The sequence below is a fragment of the Vibrio sinus genome (assembly GCF_023634645.1).
In the GTDB taxonomy this organism is placed as follows: Bacteria; Pseudomonadota; Gammaproteobacteria; order Enterobacterales; family Vibrionaceae; genus Vibrio; species Vibrio sinus.
Genome location: NZ_JAMKMR010000026.1, coordinates 15972 through 33075, shown reverse-complemented (window position 1 = coordinate 33075; position 17104 = coordinate 15972). Strand labels below are relative to the sequence as shown.

20 protein-coding genes are annotated in these 17104 nt (G+C 43.3%); 6 read left to right on the top strand and 14 right to left on the bottom strand.

Going from position 1 to position 17104, the window contains the following annotated elements; genetic code table 11:
• Nucleotides 1-32 precede the first annotated feature (32 nt).
• Both ubiA and M9194_RS19295 read right to left on the bottom strand, forming a co-directional pair.
• Nucleotides 33-887, bottom strand: coding sequence for a 4-hydroxybenzoate octaprenyltransferase (gene ubiA / locus M9194_RS19300; protein ID WP_250614332.1), 855 nt, complete (start codon nt 885-887; stop codon nt 33-35).
• Nucleotides 884-1426 carry a chorismate lyase gene (locus tag M9194_RS19295; RefSeq protein WP_250614331.1) on the bottom strand — a complete coding sequence of 181 codons (543 nt, stop codon included), beginning with the start codon at nt 1424-1426 and terminating at the stop codon, nt 884-886. Before M9194_RS19295 ends, ubiA begins: the two co-directional genes overlap by 4 nt.
• Before the next feature lie 160 nt (nt 1427-1586).
• On the opposite strand from M9194_RS19295, the gene M9194_RS19290 reads away from it, so the two are divergent.
• On the top strand, nt 1587-1988 hold the full coding sequence (locus M9194_RS19290; RefSeq protein WP_250614330.1) for a flagellar basal body-associated protein FliL: 402 nt from the start codon (nt 1587-1589) through the stop codon (nt 1986-1988).
• A gap of 8 nt (nt 1989-1996) precedes the next feature.
• Here M9194_RS19290 and glpG read toward each other — a convergent pair whose 3' ends face one another.
• The 6 genes from glpG to ftsY all read right to left on the bottom strand — a co-directional run bounded on the left by glpG (nt 1997) and on the right by ftsY (nt 7659).
• Nucleotides 1997-2836, bottom strand: coding sequence for a rhomboid family intramembrane serine protease GlpG (glpG, locus tag M9194_RS19285; protein ID WP_250614329.1), 840 nt, complete (start codon nt 2834-2836; stop codon nt 1997-1999).
• Nucleotides 2837-2846: 10 nt separating this feature from the next.
• Nucleotides 2847-3167 carry a thiosulfate sulfurtransferase GlpE gene (gene glpE / locus M9194_RS19280; RefSeq protein WP_250614328.1) on the bottom strand — a complete coding sequence of 107 codons (321 nt, stop codon included), beginning with the start codon at nt 3165-3167 and terminating at the stop codon, nt 2847-2849.
• 520 nt (nt 3168-3687) lie between these two features.
• On the bottom strand, nt 3688-4545 hold the full coding sequence (gene rpoH / locus M9194_RS19275) for an RNA polymerase sigma factor RpoH (protein WP_250614327.1): 858 nt from the start codon (nt 4543-4545) through the stop codon (nt 3688-3690).
• Nucleotides 4546-4713: 168 nt separating this feature from the next.
• Nucleotides 4714-5682, bottom strand: coding sequence for a permease-like cell division protein FtsX (ftsX, locus tag M9194_RS19270; protein ID WP_250614343.1), 969 nt, complete (start codon nt 5680-5682; stop codon nt 4714-4716).
• Nucleotides 5672-6346 (bottom strand): cell division ATP-binding protein FtsE, encoded by a 675-nt coding sequence (gene ftsE, locus M9194_RS19265; RefSeq protein ID WP_250614326.1) that lies wholly within the window; start codon nt 6344-6346, stop codon nt 5672-5674. Before ftsE ends, ftsX begins: the two co-directional genes overlap by 11 nt.
• A 59-nt stretch (nt 6347-6405) precedes the next feature.
• A complete protein-coding gene (ftsY, locus tag M9194_RS19260) occupies nt 6406-7659 on the bottom strand; it encodes a signal recognition particle-docking protein FtsY (RefSeq protein ID WP_250614325.1) in 1254 nt (417 codons plus the stop codon).
• Between the two features lie 204 nt (nt 7660-7863).
• On the opposite strand from ftsY, the gene rsmD reads away from it, so the two are divergent.
• A complete protein-coding gene (gene rsmD / locus M9194_RS19255) occupies nt 7864-8463 on the top strand; it encodes a 16S rRNA (guanine(966)-N(2))-methyltransferase RsmD (RefSeq protein ID WP_250614324.1) in 600 nt (199 codons plus the stop codon).
• The gene (locus M9194_RS19250) at nt 8460-8726 is read left to right on the top strand and encodes a DUF1145 domain-containing protein (RefSeq protein ID WP_250614323.1); all 267 of its coding nucleotides are present in this window, start codon (nt 8460-8462) and stop codon (nt 8724-8726) included. The genes rsmD and M9194_RS19250 overlap by 4 nt, the downstream gene beginning before the upstream one ends.
• 68 nt (nt 8727-8794) lie before the next feature.
• Here M9194_RS19250 and M9194_RS19245 read toward each other — a convergent pair whose 3' ends face one another.
• The 5 genes from M9194_RS19245 to M9194_RS19225 all read right to left on the bottom strand — a co-directional run bounded on the left by M9194_RS19245 (nt 8795) and on the right by M9194_RS19225 (nt 13411).
• Complete coding sequence (locus tag M9194_RS19245; RefSeq protein WP_284676651.1) at nt 8795-9400, bottom strand: YhgN family NAAT transporter; 606 nt, start codon at nt 9398-9400, stop codon at nt 8795-8797.
• A gap of 893 nt (nt 9401-10293) precedes the next feature.
• Nucleotides 10294-10671 carry a DUF4145 domain-containing protein gene (locus M9194_RS19240; RefSeq protein ID WP_250614321.1) on the bottom strand — a complete coding sequence of 126 codons (378 nt, stop codon included), beginning with the start codon at nt 10669-10671 and terminating at the stop codon, nt 10294-10296.
• A gap of 110 nt (nt 10672-10781) precedes the next feature.
• Nucleotides 10782-12005: an organoarsenical effux MFS transporter ArsJ gene (arsJ, locus tag M9194_RS19235; RefSeq protein WP_250614320.1), complete on the bottom strand. Its 1224-nt coding sequence runs from the start codon at nt 12003-12005 to the stop codon at nt 10782-10784.
• A 40-nt stretch (nt 12006-12045) separates the two neighbouring features.
• Complete coding sequence (locus M9194_RS19230) at nt 12046-13047, bottom strand: ArsJ-associated glyceraldehyde-3-phosphate dehydrogenase (protein ID WP_250614319.1); 1002 nt, start codon at nt 13045-13047, stop codon at nt 12046-12048.
• A 22-nt stretch (nt 13048-13069) separates the two neighbouring features.
• Complete coding sequence (locus M9194_RS19225; RefSeq protein ID WP_250614318.1) at nt 13070-13411, bottom strand: metalloregulator ArsR/SmtB family transcription factor; 342 nt, start codon at nt 13409-13411, stop codon at nt 13070-13072.
• 212 nt (nt 13412-13623) lie between these two features.
• On the opposite strand from M9194_RS19225, the gene M9194_RS19220 reads away from it, so the two are divergent.
• Nucleotides 13624-14589: an alpha/beta fold hydrolase gene (locus M9194_RS19220; RefSeq protein WP_431769428.1), complete on the top strand. Its 966-nt coding sequence runs from the start codon at nt 13624-13626 to the stop codon at nt 14587-14589.
• Nucleotides 14590-14704: 115 nt separating this feature from the next.
• Nucleotides 14705-15532 (top strand): Cof-type HAD-IIB family hydrolase, encoded by an 828-nt coding sequence (locus tag M9194_RS19215; protein WP_250614316.1) that lies wholly within the window; start codon nt 14705-14707, stop codon nt 15530-15532.
• A gap of 65 nt (nt 15533-15597) precedes the next feature.
• Here the strand turns inward: M9194_RS19215 and M9194_RS19210 are convergent, their stop codons facing one another.
• On the bottom strand, nt 15598-16050 hold the full coding sequence (locus M9194_RS19210; RefSeq protein WP_250614315.1) for an EVE domain-containing protein: 453 nt from the start codon (nt 16048-16050) through the stop codon (nt 15598-15600).
• A gap of 37 nt (nt 16051-16087) precedes the next feature.
• Here M9194_RS19210 and M9194_RS19205 point away from each other — a divergent pair, with 37 nt between their 5' ends.
• Nucleotides 16088-17104, top strand: coding sequence for a hypothetical protein (locus M9194_RS19205; protein WP_250614314.1), 1017 nt, complete (start codon nt 16088-16090; stop codon nt 17102-17104).

The following is a 17104-nucleotide window of genomic DNA, read 5'->3' as shown; positions in this document are numbered from 1 at the left end:
GTATTGCGCTGCCGCCTTGAACGGGGAGTGAATTATATAAACGCGACCAACAACCCTAGGGCAATAAACATTCCCACGTAGTTATTGTTTAAAAAGGCACGAAAACACAGATCGCGCTGGCGATGACGAATCAATTGCTGCTGAAAAACGAACAACGCACCAGCTACGAGCAAACTCCAATAATAGCTAGCGCCTAAGCTGTACCATGTGCCTAACAAGACAAGCAAGCCAATGGTTACCAGCTGCAATAGGCCGATAATCAATTTGTCAAAGCGACCAAAAAGAATCGCGGTTGATTTGATGCCAATTCGCACATCGTCGTCGCGATCGACCATGGCATATTGAGTATCATAAGCTATCGTCCATAGCGCATTGATCAAAAATACATACCAAGCCATCCAAGGCACTTCGTTGGTTTGAGCAGCCCAAGCCATCGGGATGGACCAACTGAATGCCAGCCCTAAAAACAGTTGCGGCAAATTCGTGAAGCGTTTCATGAATGGATAGATAAAAGCTAACACAAGCGCACCAAATGATAGCTTAATCGTCAGGGCATTCATGGTCAGCACTAAGGCAAAAGAGATAAGCCCGAGCACAATAAATAGGCTTATCGCCTCTTTGCTAGACACTGCTCCAGATGGCATTGGCCTTGCCTTGGTTCTATCAACGTGTCCATCAACTCGGCGATCGGCGAAATCATTAATCACGCACCCTGCTGAGCGCATTAACACCACACCAATAACAAACACAACCAGCACGTTAAGGTTTGGCAACCCTTTGGCTGAAAGAATCAAAGCCCACAAAGTGGGCCAAAGCAGCAGCAAAGTACCGATTGGCTTATCCATTCTCATCAGCTGCCAGTAGGCTTTTACTTTCGCCGCTGTCATTTATCAGTCTCCCCACTATACATAGGACACTCTGGTAGAAACAGCTCGGCGACTAACATAGGTTTTTGGTTAACCCAAAGTCGAGAGCGCCTTGCAAAAACATCTCCAGTTTCAGTACTGACAACGCCCACTTGCAGCGAGTCGCGCTGAACATCTTCAGAGCCAAAAATAGTCACACCTAAAGGTGTATCGCCTTGCTTGCTAAAGTCATGGCCTTTTAGATCTAATGAACTTTCTGGGATAAGCGTCCTGCCTAGCACCCAAGGTACGTCATCTCCACACAGGGCTACTTTGCGCAGCAAACATTGTTGATAATCTAGCAGTTGTATTTCTTGATGATTAAGCCGTTCGGCCTTGACCACTTTGTTATGTAACACTTTCACGGTCAAATTTTGACAATTACTCTTTATCAGATGTGACATAGAGCCATTTTCTAACACCCAACGTTCAGTTAAGGAGTTTGGGAAGCGAAAACTGTCTACAGACTGCCATTTTACTTCGCGTAATGCACTAAGATAAAGAGAAGTTGATTGATTCATACTAGTATTCTATAAGTAATTCTATCGTCATTCGACTAAGCTTTGATTGTCGGTTGTCATGTTGATTGCAATAACTTCACTGAATGAAATTCACGACTGGCATCCTACTATAACAAGACTCTAGTGATTCAAGTATCGAGACTATAAAGACAAGTTATCTATGCTAAAACGTTATTTCGTCCTGATGGCTATCGCCTTAAGCACATGCTTTTCTGTTTATGCAGAAGAAGAAGCCGCGCCAAAGCTCGCGTATTTTACTTTGGAGCCTGATCTCACTACAAACTTTTTTACTCAAGGTAATAAGCTCGGCTATATTCAAGTCCGAATCGATATTATGGTTGCCAGTACGGCGGACCTACCCATTATAGAGTTGCATCAGCCTTTAATCCGAGACGCAGTCATTGAATTGCTCGGACAGCAATCAGAAGACACCATAAAAACCCTGTCTGGCCGTGAAGATCTGCGCAAGACTTTAGTTGAACAGCTCAACGAAATTCTTTTACCCGAAACGGGGAGAACTATAATCGCAGATCTTCTTTTTACCAAATATCTTTATCAATAAGACATGCTCTAGCCTTGTTGATACTTACGTTTACTGGTGTCAACAAATGCGAGCAGCACACCCGATACCAAACCAATGAGATGAGCGGTGTTGGCGATAGCCATAAAGGGTTGGACAAATCCGAGCACCAACCAAACCAGCATAAATACCACTAGAGACTTTTGTATGGTTAAGCCCAGGTGTGGCGCCCTATAGTTCATGACCCACAAATAGCCTAAGCATGCATAAACTACCCCCGATAAACCGCCAAAGTTGGCTCCCTCAACCCAATATTGACTAATCCCTGATAACGCCGCCGAGACAATAAATAACTGGATCAGCTTTTTTGATCCCAGCTTCTTCTCTATATCTCCACCCAGATACCACCACCACAATAAATTAAAGGTAATATGCAGTATTGAAAAATGCAGCAGCGCGTGAGTCACCCAACGCCAAAGTTGCCACTCCTGACTGGTTCGGTCAGGAAAATGCAGCATATTGAACAGCGCATTCCCCATCCCTAGGTATGACAACCCAAAGACTAACAGGCAGACCAGCATTATGATTAAAGTAAAAGGCCCGGCTTTCGCTTTAACTAACGTCATGAGGCTAGGAGAAGAATAGCTGAGAACATTTTTTCGAGTTTCTGCCATATCCCAAGAAGCGGCATGATACTTTGCGTCATTTGGATTGGCGATAAACTGCTTTAGTTCTGACTCAACCTCAATTTGGTGTTGTGCATCCGACAACCATAAAGCAAATTGCCCTTCACCTTCTGGCATGATGTTGATAACAATATCTCTGGACGCCATATAGTCAATAAACGCCTGAGCCATACGAGGGTCACGTAAGGTAATCAGTTTTATCATTACTTATTCTCTAGTTGCGTTCGATAGGAAGGTTGGCACGTTGCCAAGCCTCGAAGCCACCATCAATACTATACACTTGCTCAAATCCTTGATTGACCAAGTACTGTGCCGCACCTTGGCTACTGATTCCGTGATAACACATCACTAGAATTGGTGTAGAAAACTCGTTGTCATTCATAAATTCAACCAAGCTATCATTGGTTAAGTGGAACGAGGAGGCAGATCGAGCTTGGCCAAAGGATTGAGCATCTCGGATATCAACCAGCTTCGCCTCACCTTTGCTTATCAAAGCGTGCGCGTCGGTTACGTTTATGTGCTTAAATTGGTCCACCTTTACTCCTATCTATTCGAAGTGGATATGCATTGCTCAAGTTTAACCTATCCAGAACAAGACAAATACATTAGTAAACAAAGGTTATCCACCATTGATCGTTTTAACACCATTTGTGGATAAGGCTGTGAGTTATGTGAATAAAGTGGTTTAAGATCAAAATGACCACTACATATAGTAATGATCCTTATTTATATGTGAGTAATTCTTAGATTATCCCCAATCATACACTCGCTATCAGCCTTTATGAGTACAGGATTTGAGTATTTTCTGATAAAAAACCTCACAGACTTACCCACAGAAAAAAGACTTATCAAGATCTAAAATCAATGATCTTTCGCCACAAGATGTTGATGCTCTCCCACCTGAGAAACAATAAATGGGACAAAACAATCGGTTTTGTTTAGATAAATGAAAGCAATAGGTATACCTATTGAGTCGCGCATAAAACGACAAAACCGAGATCCTTCGATCTCGGCTTTCAATGATTCGGTTTCAGTCGTCTAAAACGATGGTTAAACTAGATTTCTCCAACCGCAAGCTTAAGCTTTTTCATGGCGTTCTTTTCTAGTTGCCTAATTCGCTCTGCAGACACGCCATACGTTTCTGCAAGATCTTGCAAGGTCGACTTTTCTTCATCCAACCATCTAGAGCGTACGATATGTTGGCTCCGCTCATCTAGGCTGGACAGCGCCAAACCTAAGCGATTATTCGTATGCGCTTCCCAGTTGGCCGCTTCAACATTATCTGCTACATCAGAATGTTTGTCTTCGAGGTACATCATAGGTGCCGTATAAGAAACGCTTGAATCATCGTCTTCTGACGGCATTTCAAACGCGGCATCTTGTGCCGCCAAACGAGATTCCATCTCACGGACTTCAGAAGGTTCAACACCTAATTCACGAGCCACGGTTTCCACTTCACCATTGTTGAACCAACCTAAACGCTTTTTAGACTTACGCAGGTTGAAGAACAGTTTACGCTGTGCTTTGGTGGTGGCAATCTTAACAATTCGCCAGTTACGCAAAACGTATTCGTGAATTTCAGCTTTGATCCAATGCACGGCAAAAGACACTAAGCGAACGCCCACTTCTGGGTTAAAGCGCTTAACAGCTTTCATCAAGCCAATGTTACCTTCCTGAACGAGATCTGCCATAGGCAGCCCATAGCCAGAGTAACCACGCGCAACGTGCACAACAAACCTTAGGTGGGACAGAATCAGGCCTTTCGCTGCCTCTATCTCGCCGTTGTAGTGTAATCGCTCGGCTAAGCTACGCTCTTCTTCAGCAGTCAGCATTGGGTAGCTGTTCACTGAACGAATATAGCTGTCTAGGCTATCTTGGGTAACTAAAGCAACTGGATAAGCTTGGCTTGTCATTCAAATCCTCGATTTCAAACTGATATATCGTGTTTATACCCCGTTAATCTTGAACCGAACATGAACAAGATTCAAGCAGGGAGAGAGTTATTATGCATAAACTCTGGCTCTATACAAGAGCTAAAGTATGCTGCCGTATTTACATGTCAAAAGTATGACATTCACGCGCTAAACAGGTTCAATTTCTCTTAAATGTCGCTGAGCAGATACCTTTGCAGCTAGGCCACCTAAAAAGATACCAAGCATCAATAAGATGATGGATTCTTCAAATCCCAGCCCAACAAGACTAAATTGACTATCGTATAGCTTAGACAATTGATCCACACTGCTTTCAAGTAAAATGGTAATAATAAATGTCAGCACCCAGGCTATCAAAGCACCAAGAAAGCCAAACCATAAGCCGGAGTACAAATAGGGCCGCAAAATATAACTATCTGTCGCCCCTATCAGCTTCATGGTCTGAATCTCTTCTTTATTGGCTAACACATTAAATCTAAGCGTGTTACCCACGATCAAAAAGACAGAACCTAGCATGAGGATAGATAAAGTGATGACAATGGCTAACACCACCGCACGAATCGCATCTAGCCGAGCAAGCCAGTCTTCATCAAGGCGAACATCGGTGACATCCTGCTCGCCTTTTATTTTTTGGGCTAACTGCTCCGTCGCTTGCTTGGTATCTTGGTTTGGCACCACTTCCAGCACGCCAGGTAGAGAGTAGTCATCAAGTAAGCTGATGGCCTGATCAAAGCCAGAGTACTTACTGAGATCTGCCAAGCCTTGCTGAGGAGAAATGTATTTCACTGTTTTTACATCACTCCAGCCTTCGATTTTATCTTTTAAAACCATGGCCTTCGCGTCAGTCACTTGCTCACTTAAATAAACACTGACCTGAGATGGATTGGCCACTTTACTCGCGGCAAGCGCAATATTTTTTCCTATCAAATACAGGCATGACGGCATAGCAAGTGCCATTGATATGACAGCCAAAGTGAGAATGTTACCTAAAGGCCGCTGCCACAATTCAGAAAAAGAGGCTTTAGCCTGCTTAATATGTACCTTAAAAAAGCCATCTGTTTTAGGCCCGGCTGGGGTACGGCTATTGGCACCATTTTTTCTTTTTACATTAACGCCCATAGTCTTCAACCTCACTTAAGAACCCTTGGTTTAGCTCCAAATGACGATATTGAGGACGAGTATTGACCAAGCCAATATCATGAGTGGCAAGCAAAATCGTCACGCCAGCACGATTAAATTCTTCGAACAATTTAAGCACTCGGTTAGACAGTTCAGGGTCTAAGTTTCCAGTGGGCTCATCTGCAAGCAGCAAGGTCGGCCTATTCACCACAGCACGAGCAATCCCGACTCTTTGCTGTTCACCACCAGATAGTTGGCTTGGTAAGCAACGTACCTTATCGAGTAAGCCCGTTTTATCGAGCGCTGCGGATACCCGTTTGCGAATATCCGTTTCAGAGATCGATTCAATTCTCATCGGTAAGGCAACATTGTCGTACACAGAGCGATCCATTAACAGTCGATGATCTTGAAAGACAATACCTATATTGCGCCTTAAATAAGGAATATCTTTATTAGGAATTTGAGTAATATCGTGGCCGTTGAAACCAATCTTACCCGCCGTAGGCCTTTCAATGGCACAAATCAATTTCAATAAGGTACTCTTGCCAGCGCCCGAGTGGCCGCCTAAAAAAGCCATCTCACCTCGGCGCAATTGGAAATCAACTTTTTGTAAAGCTTGCCTTCCTCCTCGATAAGCCTTACTCACCTGTTGAAATGTAATCACTCAAATTTCCTCTTTGTGTTTCAAGTCTTGTTAGGACTATCCTTACTGATTCAATGTGCTTATTCTTCTCTACTAAATAGCGCGTCTATGAATTCTTGAGTCTCAAATGGACGTAGATCATCAATTCCTTCACCAACACCAATAAAGCGAATAGGTATTTGGAATTGATCAGCGATAGCGAATATAACGCCACCTTTTGCCGTCCCATCCAACTTAGTCAGAGTTATCCCCGTCAAAGGCGCAACTTCGCTAAACAGTTTTGCTTGGCTTATCGCATTTTGCCCTGTACCTGCATCCAGAGTTAGCATAATTTCGTGAGGAGCTGAATCATCGACTTTCTTCATCACTCGTACGATTTTACGTAGTTCTTCCATTAGGTTACTTTTGTTTTGTAATCGACCAGCGGTATCAGCAATCACGACATCCGCGCCACGGGCCGTTGCCGCTTCAATCGCATCGTAAATCACCGAAGCACTATCAGCGCCAGTATGCTGGGCAATCACAGGAACGTTATTTCTTTCACCCCAAACTTGCAGCTGCTCAACCGCTGCTGCTCTAAAGGTGTCACCCGCCGCCAACATCACTTTTTTACCTTGAGATTGGAATTGCTTTGCCAGCTTGCCTATTGTCGTTGTCTTACCTACACCGTTTACGCCAACCATCAAGATCACATAAGGCTTTTTGCTTTCCTCTACCACCAATGGTTGTTCCACTTGAGACAAGATGTCTGCCATCTCTTCTTTAAGCAAACCATATAGGGCCTCGCCATCTTTTAGATCTTGACGCGATGCTTTTTCAGTTAGGCTATCGATAATTTTAACTGTGGTGTCCATGCCCACATCAGCAATAAGCAGTTGTTCTTCTAACTCTTCAAACAACTCATCATCAATTTGTTTACCTTTAAACAGCCCAAAGAATCCCGCACCAATGTTCGCTTTTGTCCGGCTTAAGCTGCGCTTTAAGCGAGCAAAAAAGCTCTCAGTGGGTTTCTCTTGCTCTTTGGCTTTTACTGGGACTTCTGCTTCTGCTTCTGCTTCTGCTTCTGCTTCTGCTTCTGCTTCTGCTTCTGCTTCTGCTTCTGCTTCTGCTTCTGCTTCTGCTTCTGCTTCTGCTTCTGCTTCTGCTTCTGCTTCTGCTTCTGCTAGGGCAGTTTCAGGCTCAGCCTGATTTAATTCAATGTCTTCTTCTAACTGAGCGGTTTGTGATTCTTCAGTTTGCTGCTCTTGTTTCGCATCTTCTACTGGTGATGCGGCCTTTTCTTCATCACCAAAGCCAAGCCATGAAAGTAATCCGCGCTTCTTTTTTTCCGTCATCTGGAGATATCCTAGATCTACATATTCTTACTATGACTCTTCTCTCAAAGAATTATCACGCCTTGAGAAAAGATAAATGACAAAGCCATGAAAACTTTCGCATTAGATTGATAGGCTTTGTCATTGTACAATTTGGGGTGTTCACCAAATGCTCAGCATCTGGTAGCTCTGTATAGTATCACTTTATTTGCGGTCAAAGAATCTATGGTAAAACGTCGTAAACAAAACACATCTAAAAAAAGCACACCACTTGGACAAGTAAGAATCATCAGTGGCTTGTGGCGAGGGCGTAAACTGCCAGTACATGACGCTGAAGGACTTCGGCCCACAACAGACAGAGTAAAAGAAACTCTTTTTAACTGGCTCGCTTGCGACATTGCCAACGCCCGATGTTTAGATTTGTTTGCTGGTAGTGGTGGCCTTGGCTTTGAAGCTGCATCACGACAAGCAGAACACGTCACCTTGGTTGAACTCAACCAAAAAGCATATCAGCAAATTAAAACCAATATTCAGTCATTGAAAACCAATACCATCAGCGCTATTAATGAAGATGCACTCACCTTTCTTAGCCAACCAGGAGAGCCGCAACATATTGTATTCATCGATCCTCCTTTTCGTCAGGGCTTACTTGAAGAAACAGTCGCTTTATTAGAGGCAAATAACTGGCTTACCGATGATGCTTTGATTTATATTGAGACAGAGAAAGAGCTAACGATGCATGAGCTACCAAATAACTGGCAGTTGCATAGGGAAAAAACCGCAGGTCAAGTCTGCTATCGGCTGTATACAAGGACACCTAAATGAAAGTACTCATCTTTTTAGCGAAAGCCGCCATCACCTTTGTATGGTTGGTTCTGATTGCCAACATATTTCATCCGTTTCCAGGCAAATCAGCCGTTGTGTTATACATCATGACTGCGTTTCTTTTTATTATGCATGGATTACAAATGGCGATTTTTATTGGCGCTTTCGGCGATAAGATCAATATGAGCAGTTGGGAAAAGTGGTCTATCTTAATTTTCGGCATTTTCTCCCTACTGGATATCCGCAGAAAACACCTCACTTAACGACAAAGAGCTAGGGTCCATATCAATCACCCTAGCTCTTTTCGCATGTGCTATTGCTTTACACGCCACTATTTAACGATGGTATGTAACTGTTCGATATAGCTCAGAATTCCATTTAGGAACATTTGCACCGATATCATCAGTAGCAACATCCCCATCAACCTCTCGATAGCAGCCAGCCCCTTGGGCCCGACAATCTTTTCAAACACCTCTCCAAGCATCAAAATAAACGATGAAGCCGCCCAGGCAATGATCACCGCGATAGCTAACTCCCCTACTTGATTTGGCTTTTGATGGGAGATAAGAATCAGTGTTGCCAAAATAGAAGGCCCGGCCAACATAGGGATCGCCAGTGGTACGATAAATGGTTCTTCTCCTGCCGCTAAGCCAAAAGAGCCATCCTTGCTTGGGAATATCATCTTTAAAGAAATCAAGAATAAAATGATGGCGCCAGATATCGTAATGGCCTCTTGCTGCAACGACAAAAAGCTTAAAATTCGCTCGCCAGAATATAGAAATAAAAGCATGATCGCGAGTGCAATTAACAGCTCTCGCATCAAAACCTTGCGCCTTCTCTTCTTTTCAACATGACGTAACACGGATGAAAAAATGGGGAGGTTTCCCATTGGATCCATGATCAAAAACAGCATCACGGAGACAGAGATGATATCCATCAAATCACTCTAGTAGTTGACACAATACATAGTGGGGAATATAGCAACAATACAGGCCATTTCGCCAGCTCTCATTGTCCATTTACCCTTTTCTTAGCAAAAAAATGCATCCGCATTCGCTGCCTGACTGGTGTGTCATTGTTCTTATCGCTATAAATCACGCTTTTCCACCACAGTTATGCTGCGGCTTTATATTTTCAATAAGCACCTAGCAAGAAAGGCCATTTCACGGTAAAACTTGATAAGTAAACTACAAACAACAAACCAATATAATCCTATTTTTCAATATATTACATTCAAATAGTTAACCAGATCTACCCATACAGGCCTTTGCTCCACCAAACCGATACATAGAAAGAAATCAGGCCAAAATTGGCTAGTGGTCATACCAATAAAAAGATTTTCACAGAAAAAGCCGCATAAATTTAATTATAAAATCAAATTACGCAGAAAACTGACAATATATTTACTTAAAGGCCAAAAAAACAAATAATTTAATAGAGCAGTAAACGATCACATAATAAAGCATTAATTTTCATCCAGTTATCAGACAAAAATGGCTAGTTTTTGTAGATCGCACATAAAACACACTCACAAAAAACATAGAAAAACCCGAAAAACACTGCCTATCAGGACACTTTTATTTGTTTTTTTGAAAACTTTAGCCCATAAAGTTTGATCTCACCTCAAAAACAATGCTAGTATGTAAAACATACAGTCATTCATCAATAAATAGGAGCAGTGCTATGTTTTCTTCTTCACAAAAACAAGGTCTTGTAATAATCGCATTGATACTCGGTTTCGTCACCGCTCTGCCGATGATTTACTAACCTAAATTAAAAACAAAAAAGGACGCTTTCGCGTCCTTTTTTGTTTTTGGTTTCCTATGAGCCCTAAGGTTTGACTATGATATGTTTAGTTAATTCATCCCAGTGAGCATAGTAAAACGCAATGGCCATGACGGTTATCAAGGCCATTAGAGAAATGGCCACTCGCCAGATAAAACGACCACTTCTTGGTGTCAGCTCTTTTTCACAATCGTGACAAACTGATAAAAACTGCCGCCCCAACTCAGGTTGAAATTCATCTTCGTGTACAACTTTGTCATACGTCATGGCGACATAACGCAATTTATCGATAACATCATGAGGAAGGCGCTCTTCGCAGCTAGTAATTAACTCATCTAAGCTCTTACCTTCTGCGTGATATTGCAAACGCAGCAACGACTCTATTTTACGAGTTTGCAGGATCACTTTTTCAATATCAGTCATGGTTGGCTTCCATTTCCAATAAACCTAACTCTATTATGGTTTATCCCGCCATAACCTCAAGCTACATATACAGGCAACTCGATCTGTAGCAATGAATTCACTTGACCGATTTACTGAGTAACTTGTAAAGACTTGAGCCTTGGCAATTTGATTGAAATAAGACTTGCTGCCAACAGGAATGAGAAAGAAACCCACAGGCATGGCACAATACCGCCGACTTGGAATACCCAACCAGACAGTACTGTACCAATCAGGCGCCCTAGAGCGTTAGCCATATAATAAAAGCCTACATCAAGTGACACGCCATCACCCTTAGCATAGCTCACGATTAAATAAGAATGCAGGGACGAGTTAATCGCAAAAAAAGCGCCAAATATCATCAGGCCAATCACTATCACCACTTCTGGTTGCCAACCTATTTGGACTAGATAGGCGACCACAGCAGTCACCAGTGTCAACGATATAGCCCAAATGATCACAGCTCGCCCATCTGGAACCTGGCCTTTTGCTTTGCCCGTCAGTTTTGGAGCCAACCCTTGAACAATACCGTAAGCCATCACCCAAATAGCAATAAATCCGCCGACCAATAAGTGATCCCAGCCAAACACAGTGCCCAAATAGATAGGTAAGGCAATCACAAACCACACATCGCGTGCGCCAAATAAAAATAAACGTGCGGCAGATAAGGTATTCACCGGACCAGATTTGGAAAAAATCTGCGTGAATTTTGGTTTACTCTTGGCTTTACCTAAATCACTTTCCAACCAGACCAAACTGCCAATTAAAACAGTGAGCAAAACAGCTGCCATCATCAAGACAGCCAGCTTAAAGCCTACCAAGGTCAATAGCAGGCCTCCCAGAAAAAAGCCCACGCCTTTTAACGTGTTTTTAGACCCAGTTAAAATGGCCACCCAATGGTACAACGCCCCTTGCTTATCTTCTGGAACCAAAGTTTTAATGGCGCTCTTAGCACTCATTTTATTTAAGTCTTTTGCAATACCAGATATAGCTTGAGCAGCCATAACCCAAGGGATGGCTAGCCAAGCGCTAGGAACCGCAAGCATGGTCAAAGCGACAATTTGCAAAGCCAGGCCAATATTCATTGTGCGATTGAGCCCCATCCGCGCACCTAACCAGCCACCGATTAAATTTGTCACCACACCAAAAAACTCATAAAACAGAAACAGTGATGCGATTTCCAAGGTTGAGTAGCCAAGATCGTAGAAATACAGCACCACTAACATTCGCAGCGCACCGTCGGTTAATGTGAAATTCCAATAATTAAACGTCACCAACATGTACTGGCGAACACTTTTATCTAGCGAAGACAACATGGTTTTCTTTGGTTCCTTATTCGCTCAACGATAAGCCTTATCAGGCTTGGCCCACTTTTTTAACCAGCTCGGCGGTACGTGTTGCGTAGCCCATCTCGTTATCGTACCAGGCGTAGACTTTCACCATTCGCGTTCCTACCACCATGGTTGACAACGCATCAACAACGGTCGAACGATCATCACCTTTATAATCTATCGATACCAAAGGACGCTCTTCATAGCCTAGAATGCCTTGTAGTTCACCTTGTGATGCTTCTTTGAGTAGAGCGTTGACCTCTTCAACACTGGTATCACGCTTAACATCAAAAATAATATCCGTCAGTGATGCGTTCGCCAGTGGAACTCGCACCGCATGACCATCAATTTTTCCTTTCAGCTCAGGGAAAATTTCTACAATCGCCGTTGCACTGCCCGTTGTAGTTGGAATCAAGCTTTCCCCGCAAGCTCTAGCGCGACGCAAGTCTTTGTGTGGCGCATCCAATATGCTTTGAGTATTGGTCAGGTTATGAATAGTAGTAAAAGAGGACTGTTCAATACCTAGTTTTTCGTGAATCACCTTAACCACAGGAGCAATACAGTTGGTTGTACAAGACGCAGCTGTGACAATACGGTGCTCTTCAGGGTTAAATATGTGCTCATTAACACCAACGACAATGTTGGCAATGCCGGGCTCTTTTACTGGCGCACTGACCACGACCCTTTTTACGCCTTGCGCCAAATATTGAGTAAGGTAGGCCGTTTTACGATGAACGCCCGTTGATTCAATGACTACATCACAGTCCGACCAATCCACATCATTGATGTTCTTTTCCTGAAATACAGCAATTTGTGTATTGGCAATCTGCAATGATTGTCCAGCTGCTTTCACTTGATGCTGCCAACGACCTTGAATCGAGTCGAACTCTAATAAATGTGCTAACGTCGATGCATCACCAGCCACATCATTAATCTTTATAAATTCAAGCTCAGGCCAATCAAACGCCGCTCTAAGAGCTAAACGACCAATACGACCAAAACCATTAATTCCTACTTTAATTGTCATTGTGAACTTCTCCTCAAGTTGATTACTGACAACACACTGGCCTATTTTTCATGGCATGAATTCGCTCAATATCTTGTTGATACTCTGAACTTAAACAATTGGAGTCGACCAACTGGTGAATGAGCTTATTCATCCAGCCAGGCAGCTCAGTACTGATTCGGTAAAATACCCACTGTCCTTGACGTAAATCCACCAGCACCCCGCTCGATCTTAGCTGAGCTAAATGTCGAGAAATCTTAGGCTGGCTGACTTGCAGTGCTTCAGTTAACTCTCCGACAGACAGACATTGCTCACGAACAATAAGCATCAGAATCCGTACCCGAGTTTCATCTGCCAGCAGTTTAAAAAATTGATGTGGTAACATAACAACATTTGCATATATGAATTTCCATATATATTGAATAATAAGCACCAACTCGTCAATAAAAAATATGCCCTGTCATATAATGTTCAATATTGGCGACGGCTTAAGGTTTCTCATCGACATGCTCGACATCATCAACTAACACGCACATAATCCTAAGGTTTCTTTACATAAATCCAATGACATTGAGCTAGCTTTGCATGGAAAATCGAGTGCTTTATACACAAGAAAATAATTTCACCTACCTCGTCAACGAAGCAATCGGCGAGTTATGGGATGAGCGGGAGGAAGGCTTTACTATTTCGCGTATCGATAATGCAAAACTGTATTGGTGTAAATTATGCTCGCCTGAACACAGCAAAGCCATCGTCGTCGTGAATGGACGCATTGAGTCCTGCTGGAAGTACCAGGAACTGTTTTATGAGCTCTTCCAGCACGGTTACGACATTTATTCTTTTGACCATAGAGGACAGGGCCTGTCTGATCGGTTAGTCAAAGATCATGAGATGGGCTATGTGTATGATTTTAATGACTACATCGAAGATATGTCGCAGTTATTACAGTCCTTTGGATTAGATAACTACCATAAAAAATACTTGCTCGCGCATTCCATGGGCTCTACGATTTCCACCCGCTATCTGCAAACCTACACCAATCATGATTTTGATGCCGTCGGGCTTATTGCACCTATGTATGGCATTCCATTTCCTCTCTGGCTACAGCCTTTCGCTATCCCGACTGCCCAAATCGCTACCGCTTTTTCGAGTAAACCAAGTTACGCACCGGGTTACAGTAAATACTATGCAATGCCATTTGTAGACAATCGATTATCACAAAGTGAATTACGCTATAGCTGGTTTCGCGATTTGTATGAATCCAAACCTGAATTAAAAGTCGGAGGGCCTAGCGTACGCTGGGTTTGGCAAGGCCTAATGGCCGCTAAACAGTGCTTACAAATGTCACGTCATATCCAAGCGCCAGTCCTAATCATCCAAGGGGGCAATGACAAAATTGTCTCCAATCGGAGTCAAAACAAGTTTTTCAACAAACTAAAAAAAACCAACTTTCAGTGTGAAATGCTTTGTATTGACGATGCAAGACACGAGATCTTGTTTGAACAAGATCGCTATCGAAATCAGGCATTGAACCGCTTGCTTGATTTTTTCGACAGCCACTAAAAAGGGAAATATTCGCGCCAACTTTTGCCCTCTTTTTACGCGCCTAAATGGCGTAAACTGACCGTAAGAACAACGAAATGCCGAGTCTACGCCTCGTCATTGACATGAGGGCAACATGGTCAACAACCGCACCACACCAATTCATATTGTCGCATCTGATTTAGATGGAACGCTTTTGCAACCCAACCATCAGCTGAGCCCATTTACTCAGCAAACACTAAAACAACTGCACGATTCAGGCTATATCTTTGTGTTCGCCACTGGTCGCCATCATGTCGATGTAGCGGGTATTCGTGAAATTGCAGCCATTCCTGCTTATATGGTGACCTCTAACGGCGCAAGAGTGCATGATCCTCAAGACAATTTAATCTTTAGTCACAATGTACCTGAACACTTGGTGCAATCGATCATCGATATGGTTAAGCAAGAGCCAGACATCAATATCAATCTGTATCGTAATGACGACTGGTTAATCAATAAAAAAGACGAAGCGCTCAAGCGATTTAATAGCAGCTCAGGATTTTCTTTTCAGCTTTTCGATGTCGACAACGCACCGACGACTGGCATTTCTAAACTGTTTTTTACCCACCCCAACCAAAGTCATGAATACTTGGCTAAATTTGAAAAACAGTTTAATGAACGCTTTGGGGATCAGGTCAATGTGGCGTTTTCCACACCAGAGTGCCTCGAAATAATGGCTGGCGATGTTTCTAAGGGTGAAGCACTCGAGGTAGTAGCGGACAAACTAGGATACACACTCGACAACTGTATTGCCTTTGGTGATGGCATGAACGATGTTGAAATGTTATCTATGGTGGGAAAAGGCCTGGTTATGGGCACATCACACCAAAGAGTATTTAGTGCACTGCCTGAAAACGAAGTCATTGGCTCCAACACCCAAGATGCCGTCGCTCATTACTTAAAAAGTAACCTTTTAGATTAAAAGCACAAGACTCAGCCCTCTATGGCCGACACGCTAGCCTGTCGGCCAATTGGTCACCCATTGGCTCAGTGGCGGCTCATTATCGCTTGCCACTCATCATCACTGACTGGCATGACAGACAACCGATTACCTCGCTTAACTAAGGGTAGATCAGACAGCTCCGGCATGGTTTTTAACTCACTCAGTGGAATTAACCTGTCCAGCTTACGCACAAACTCGATATCTACCATCACCCAGGTCGGTTTATCAGGATTAGACTTCGCGTCGTAGTAGTGGCTTTCCACATCAAAAGCAAAATGATCGGGATAAGACTCTTTCACCACCTTTGCGATGCCGGCAATGCCGACGTTTTTGCACGAAGAGTGATAAATAAACACCAAATCCCCTCGTTTTACTCGATCTCGCAATAAATTCCTCGCTTGATAATTTCTAACCCCCTCCCAACAAGAGACATTTTCTTCCTTCAAAGTATCAATTGAATACTCATCGGGTTCTGTTTTAAATAGCCAATATGCCATAATAAACTCCGAGTCATTCGATAATGAGAGATATAGCATGAAGGCTTATACATGCCCAGTCGCACTGCTGACATTATTCATGGTGCAAAGCTGTTCGATTATCCCAAAGAGTGGCCCTGCTCATTATCCTGCAACGTTATCCAATTCAAACTCAATTCAACCTCAGCCTTTTATCATCCGCGGCCAAGTGGTGTTAGGAGCAGAAGTGAGGTCACTGACACCCTGCGGCAGCACTCAACAATATTGGCTGCAATTGTCTCAATCCCAGTTAAAGATGGCGGAAACGATTGAGACCAGGCCCTACCAACCTATGTATGCCGAAGTCTTCGGCTATTTGACTGAGCCCGCAAGTATAGGTTCAGGGGCTGGTTATTCGGCTAAATTTGTTGTCGATAACATCAACTATCTATCTAAGTTCAAATACAGTTTATGTGATGCCCCTACTAAGCCTACTCGAGCTTTTGGCAGCCAGCCGAACTGGTCGTTGTCATTTTCTCCAAATGAGGTAAATATCAATATTGCCAGCGAACCTACGCAGCAAGTCCGAGTTATCCGTTCATCGATATCACCAAAGACCCGCTCTTATCAATTGGACAATGGCCAGCTTATCTTGTCTAAGCAGGCATGCACCAATCAGTCTCAACAATTTTTAACCAGCTGGATAGCCAAACTGAGGCTCAATCAGGAAACCTACCAGGGCTGCTCAATATTGGCTAATACGGATGTAAGTTCACGCTGGGTGGGCAGCTATGCGGCTTCTTCAACGAAAAAGCGCAGCTTTAGCGTGACACTTCAACTAAGAAAAGACCATTTTGCACAAACCACTTACCGATACAGTGATGGTCAAGCAGATAGGGTGGAAACCGGATACTGGCAACAATTAAACGCTAGCCAAGTTCAAGTGATAATGACACATCTCCAGCGACAAAACCTTCTCTCGCAGCGCATCTTTACTTGGAATGGCCACAAGCTCATCGCCAAACAAGAAAAAGTCGCCAATGTCCTTTATTCGATTGCAGATGGCGGCCTAACTCTCTACCCTGTGCAAAAATAA

Bases quoted from the DNA above. Each gene is read 5' to 3' on its own strand.
- M9194_RS19225 (WP_250614318.1), bottom strand. From the start codon at position 13,411: ATGTTACCACATCAATTTTTTAAACTGCTGGCAGATGAAACTCGGGTA.
- M9194_RS19245 (WP_284676651.1), bottom strand. From the start codon at position 9,400: ATGGATATCATCTCTGTCTCCGTGATGCTGTTTTTGATCATGGATCCA.
- M9194_RS19295 (WP_250614331.1), bottom strand. From the start codon at position 1,426: ATGAATCAATCAACTTCTCTTTATCTTAGTGCATTACGCGAAGTAAAA.
- M9194_RS19205 (WP_250614314.1), top strand. From the start codon at position 16,088: ATGAAGGCTTATACATGCCCAGTCGCACTGCTGACATTATTCATGGTG.
- M9194_RS19215 (WP_250614316.1), top strand. From the start codon at position 14,705: ATGGTCAACAACCGCACCACACCAATTCATATTGTCGCATCTGATTTA.
- M9194_RS19250 (WP_250614323.1), top strand. From the start codon at position 8,460: ATGAAAGTACTCATCTTTTTAGCGAAAGCCGCCATCACCTTTGTATGG.
- M9194_RS19230 (WP_250614319.1), bottom strand. From the start codon at position 13,047: ATGACAATTAAAGTAGGAATTAATGGTTTTGGTCGTATTGGTCGTTTA.
- ubiA (WP_250614332.1), bottom strand. From the start codon at position 887: ATGACAGCGGCGAAAGTAAAAGCCTACTGGCAGCTGATGAGAATGGAT.
- M9194_RS19210 (WP_250614315.1), bottom strand. From the start codon at position 16,050: ATGGCATATTGGCTATTTAAAACAGAACCCGATGAGTATTCAATTGAT.
- rpoH (WP_250614327.1), bottom strand. From the start codon at position 4,545: ATGACAAGCCAAGCTTATCCAGTTGCTTTAGTTACCCAAGATAGCCTA.
- ftsY (WP_250614325.1), bottom strand. From the start codon at position 7,659: ATGACGGAAAAAAAGAAGCGCGGATTACTTTCATGGCTTGGCTTTGGT.
- rsmD (WP_250614324.1), top strand. From the start codon at position 7,864: ATGGTAAAACGTCGTAAACAAAACACATCTAAAAAAAGCACACCACTT.
- arsJ (WP_250614320.1), bottom strand. From the start codon at position 12,005: ATGTTGTCTTCGCTAGATAAAAGTGTTCGCCAGTACATGTTGGTGACG.
- glpG (WP_250614329.1), bottom strand. From the start codon at position 2,836: ATGATAAAACTGATTACCTTACGTGACCCTCGTATGGCTCAGGCGTTT.
- M9194_RS19290 (WP_250614330.1), top strand. From the start codon at position 1,587: ATGCTAAAACGTTATTTCGTCCTGATGGCTATCGCCTTAAGCACATGC.
- ftsX (WP_250614343.1), bottom strand. From the start codon at position 5,682: ATGGGCGTTAATGTAAAAAGAAAAAATGGTGCCAATAGCCGTACCCCA.
- M9194_RS19240 (WP_250614321.1), bottom strand. From the start codon at position 10,671: ATGACTGATATTGAAAAAGTGATCCTGCAAACTCGTAAAATAGAGTCG.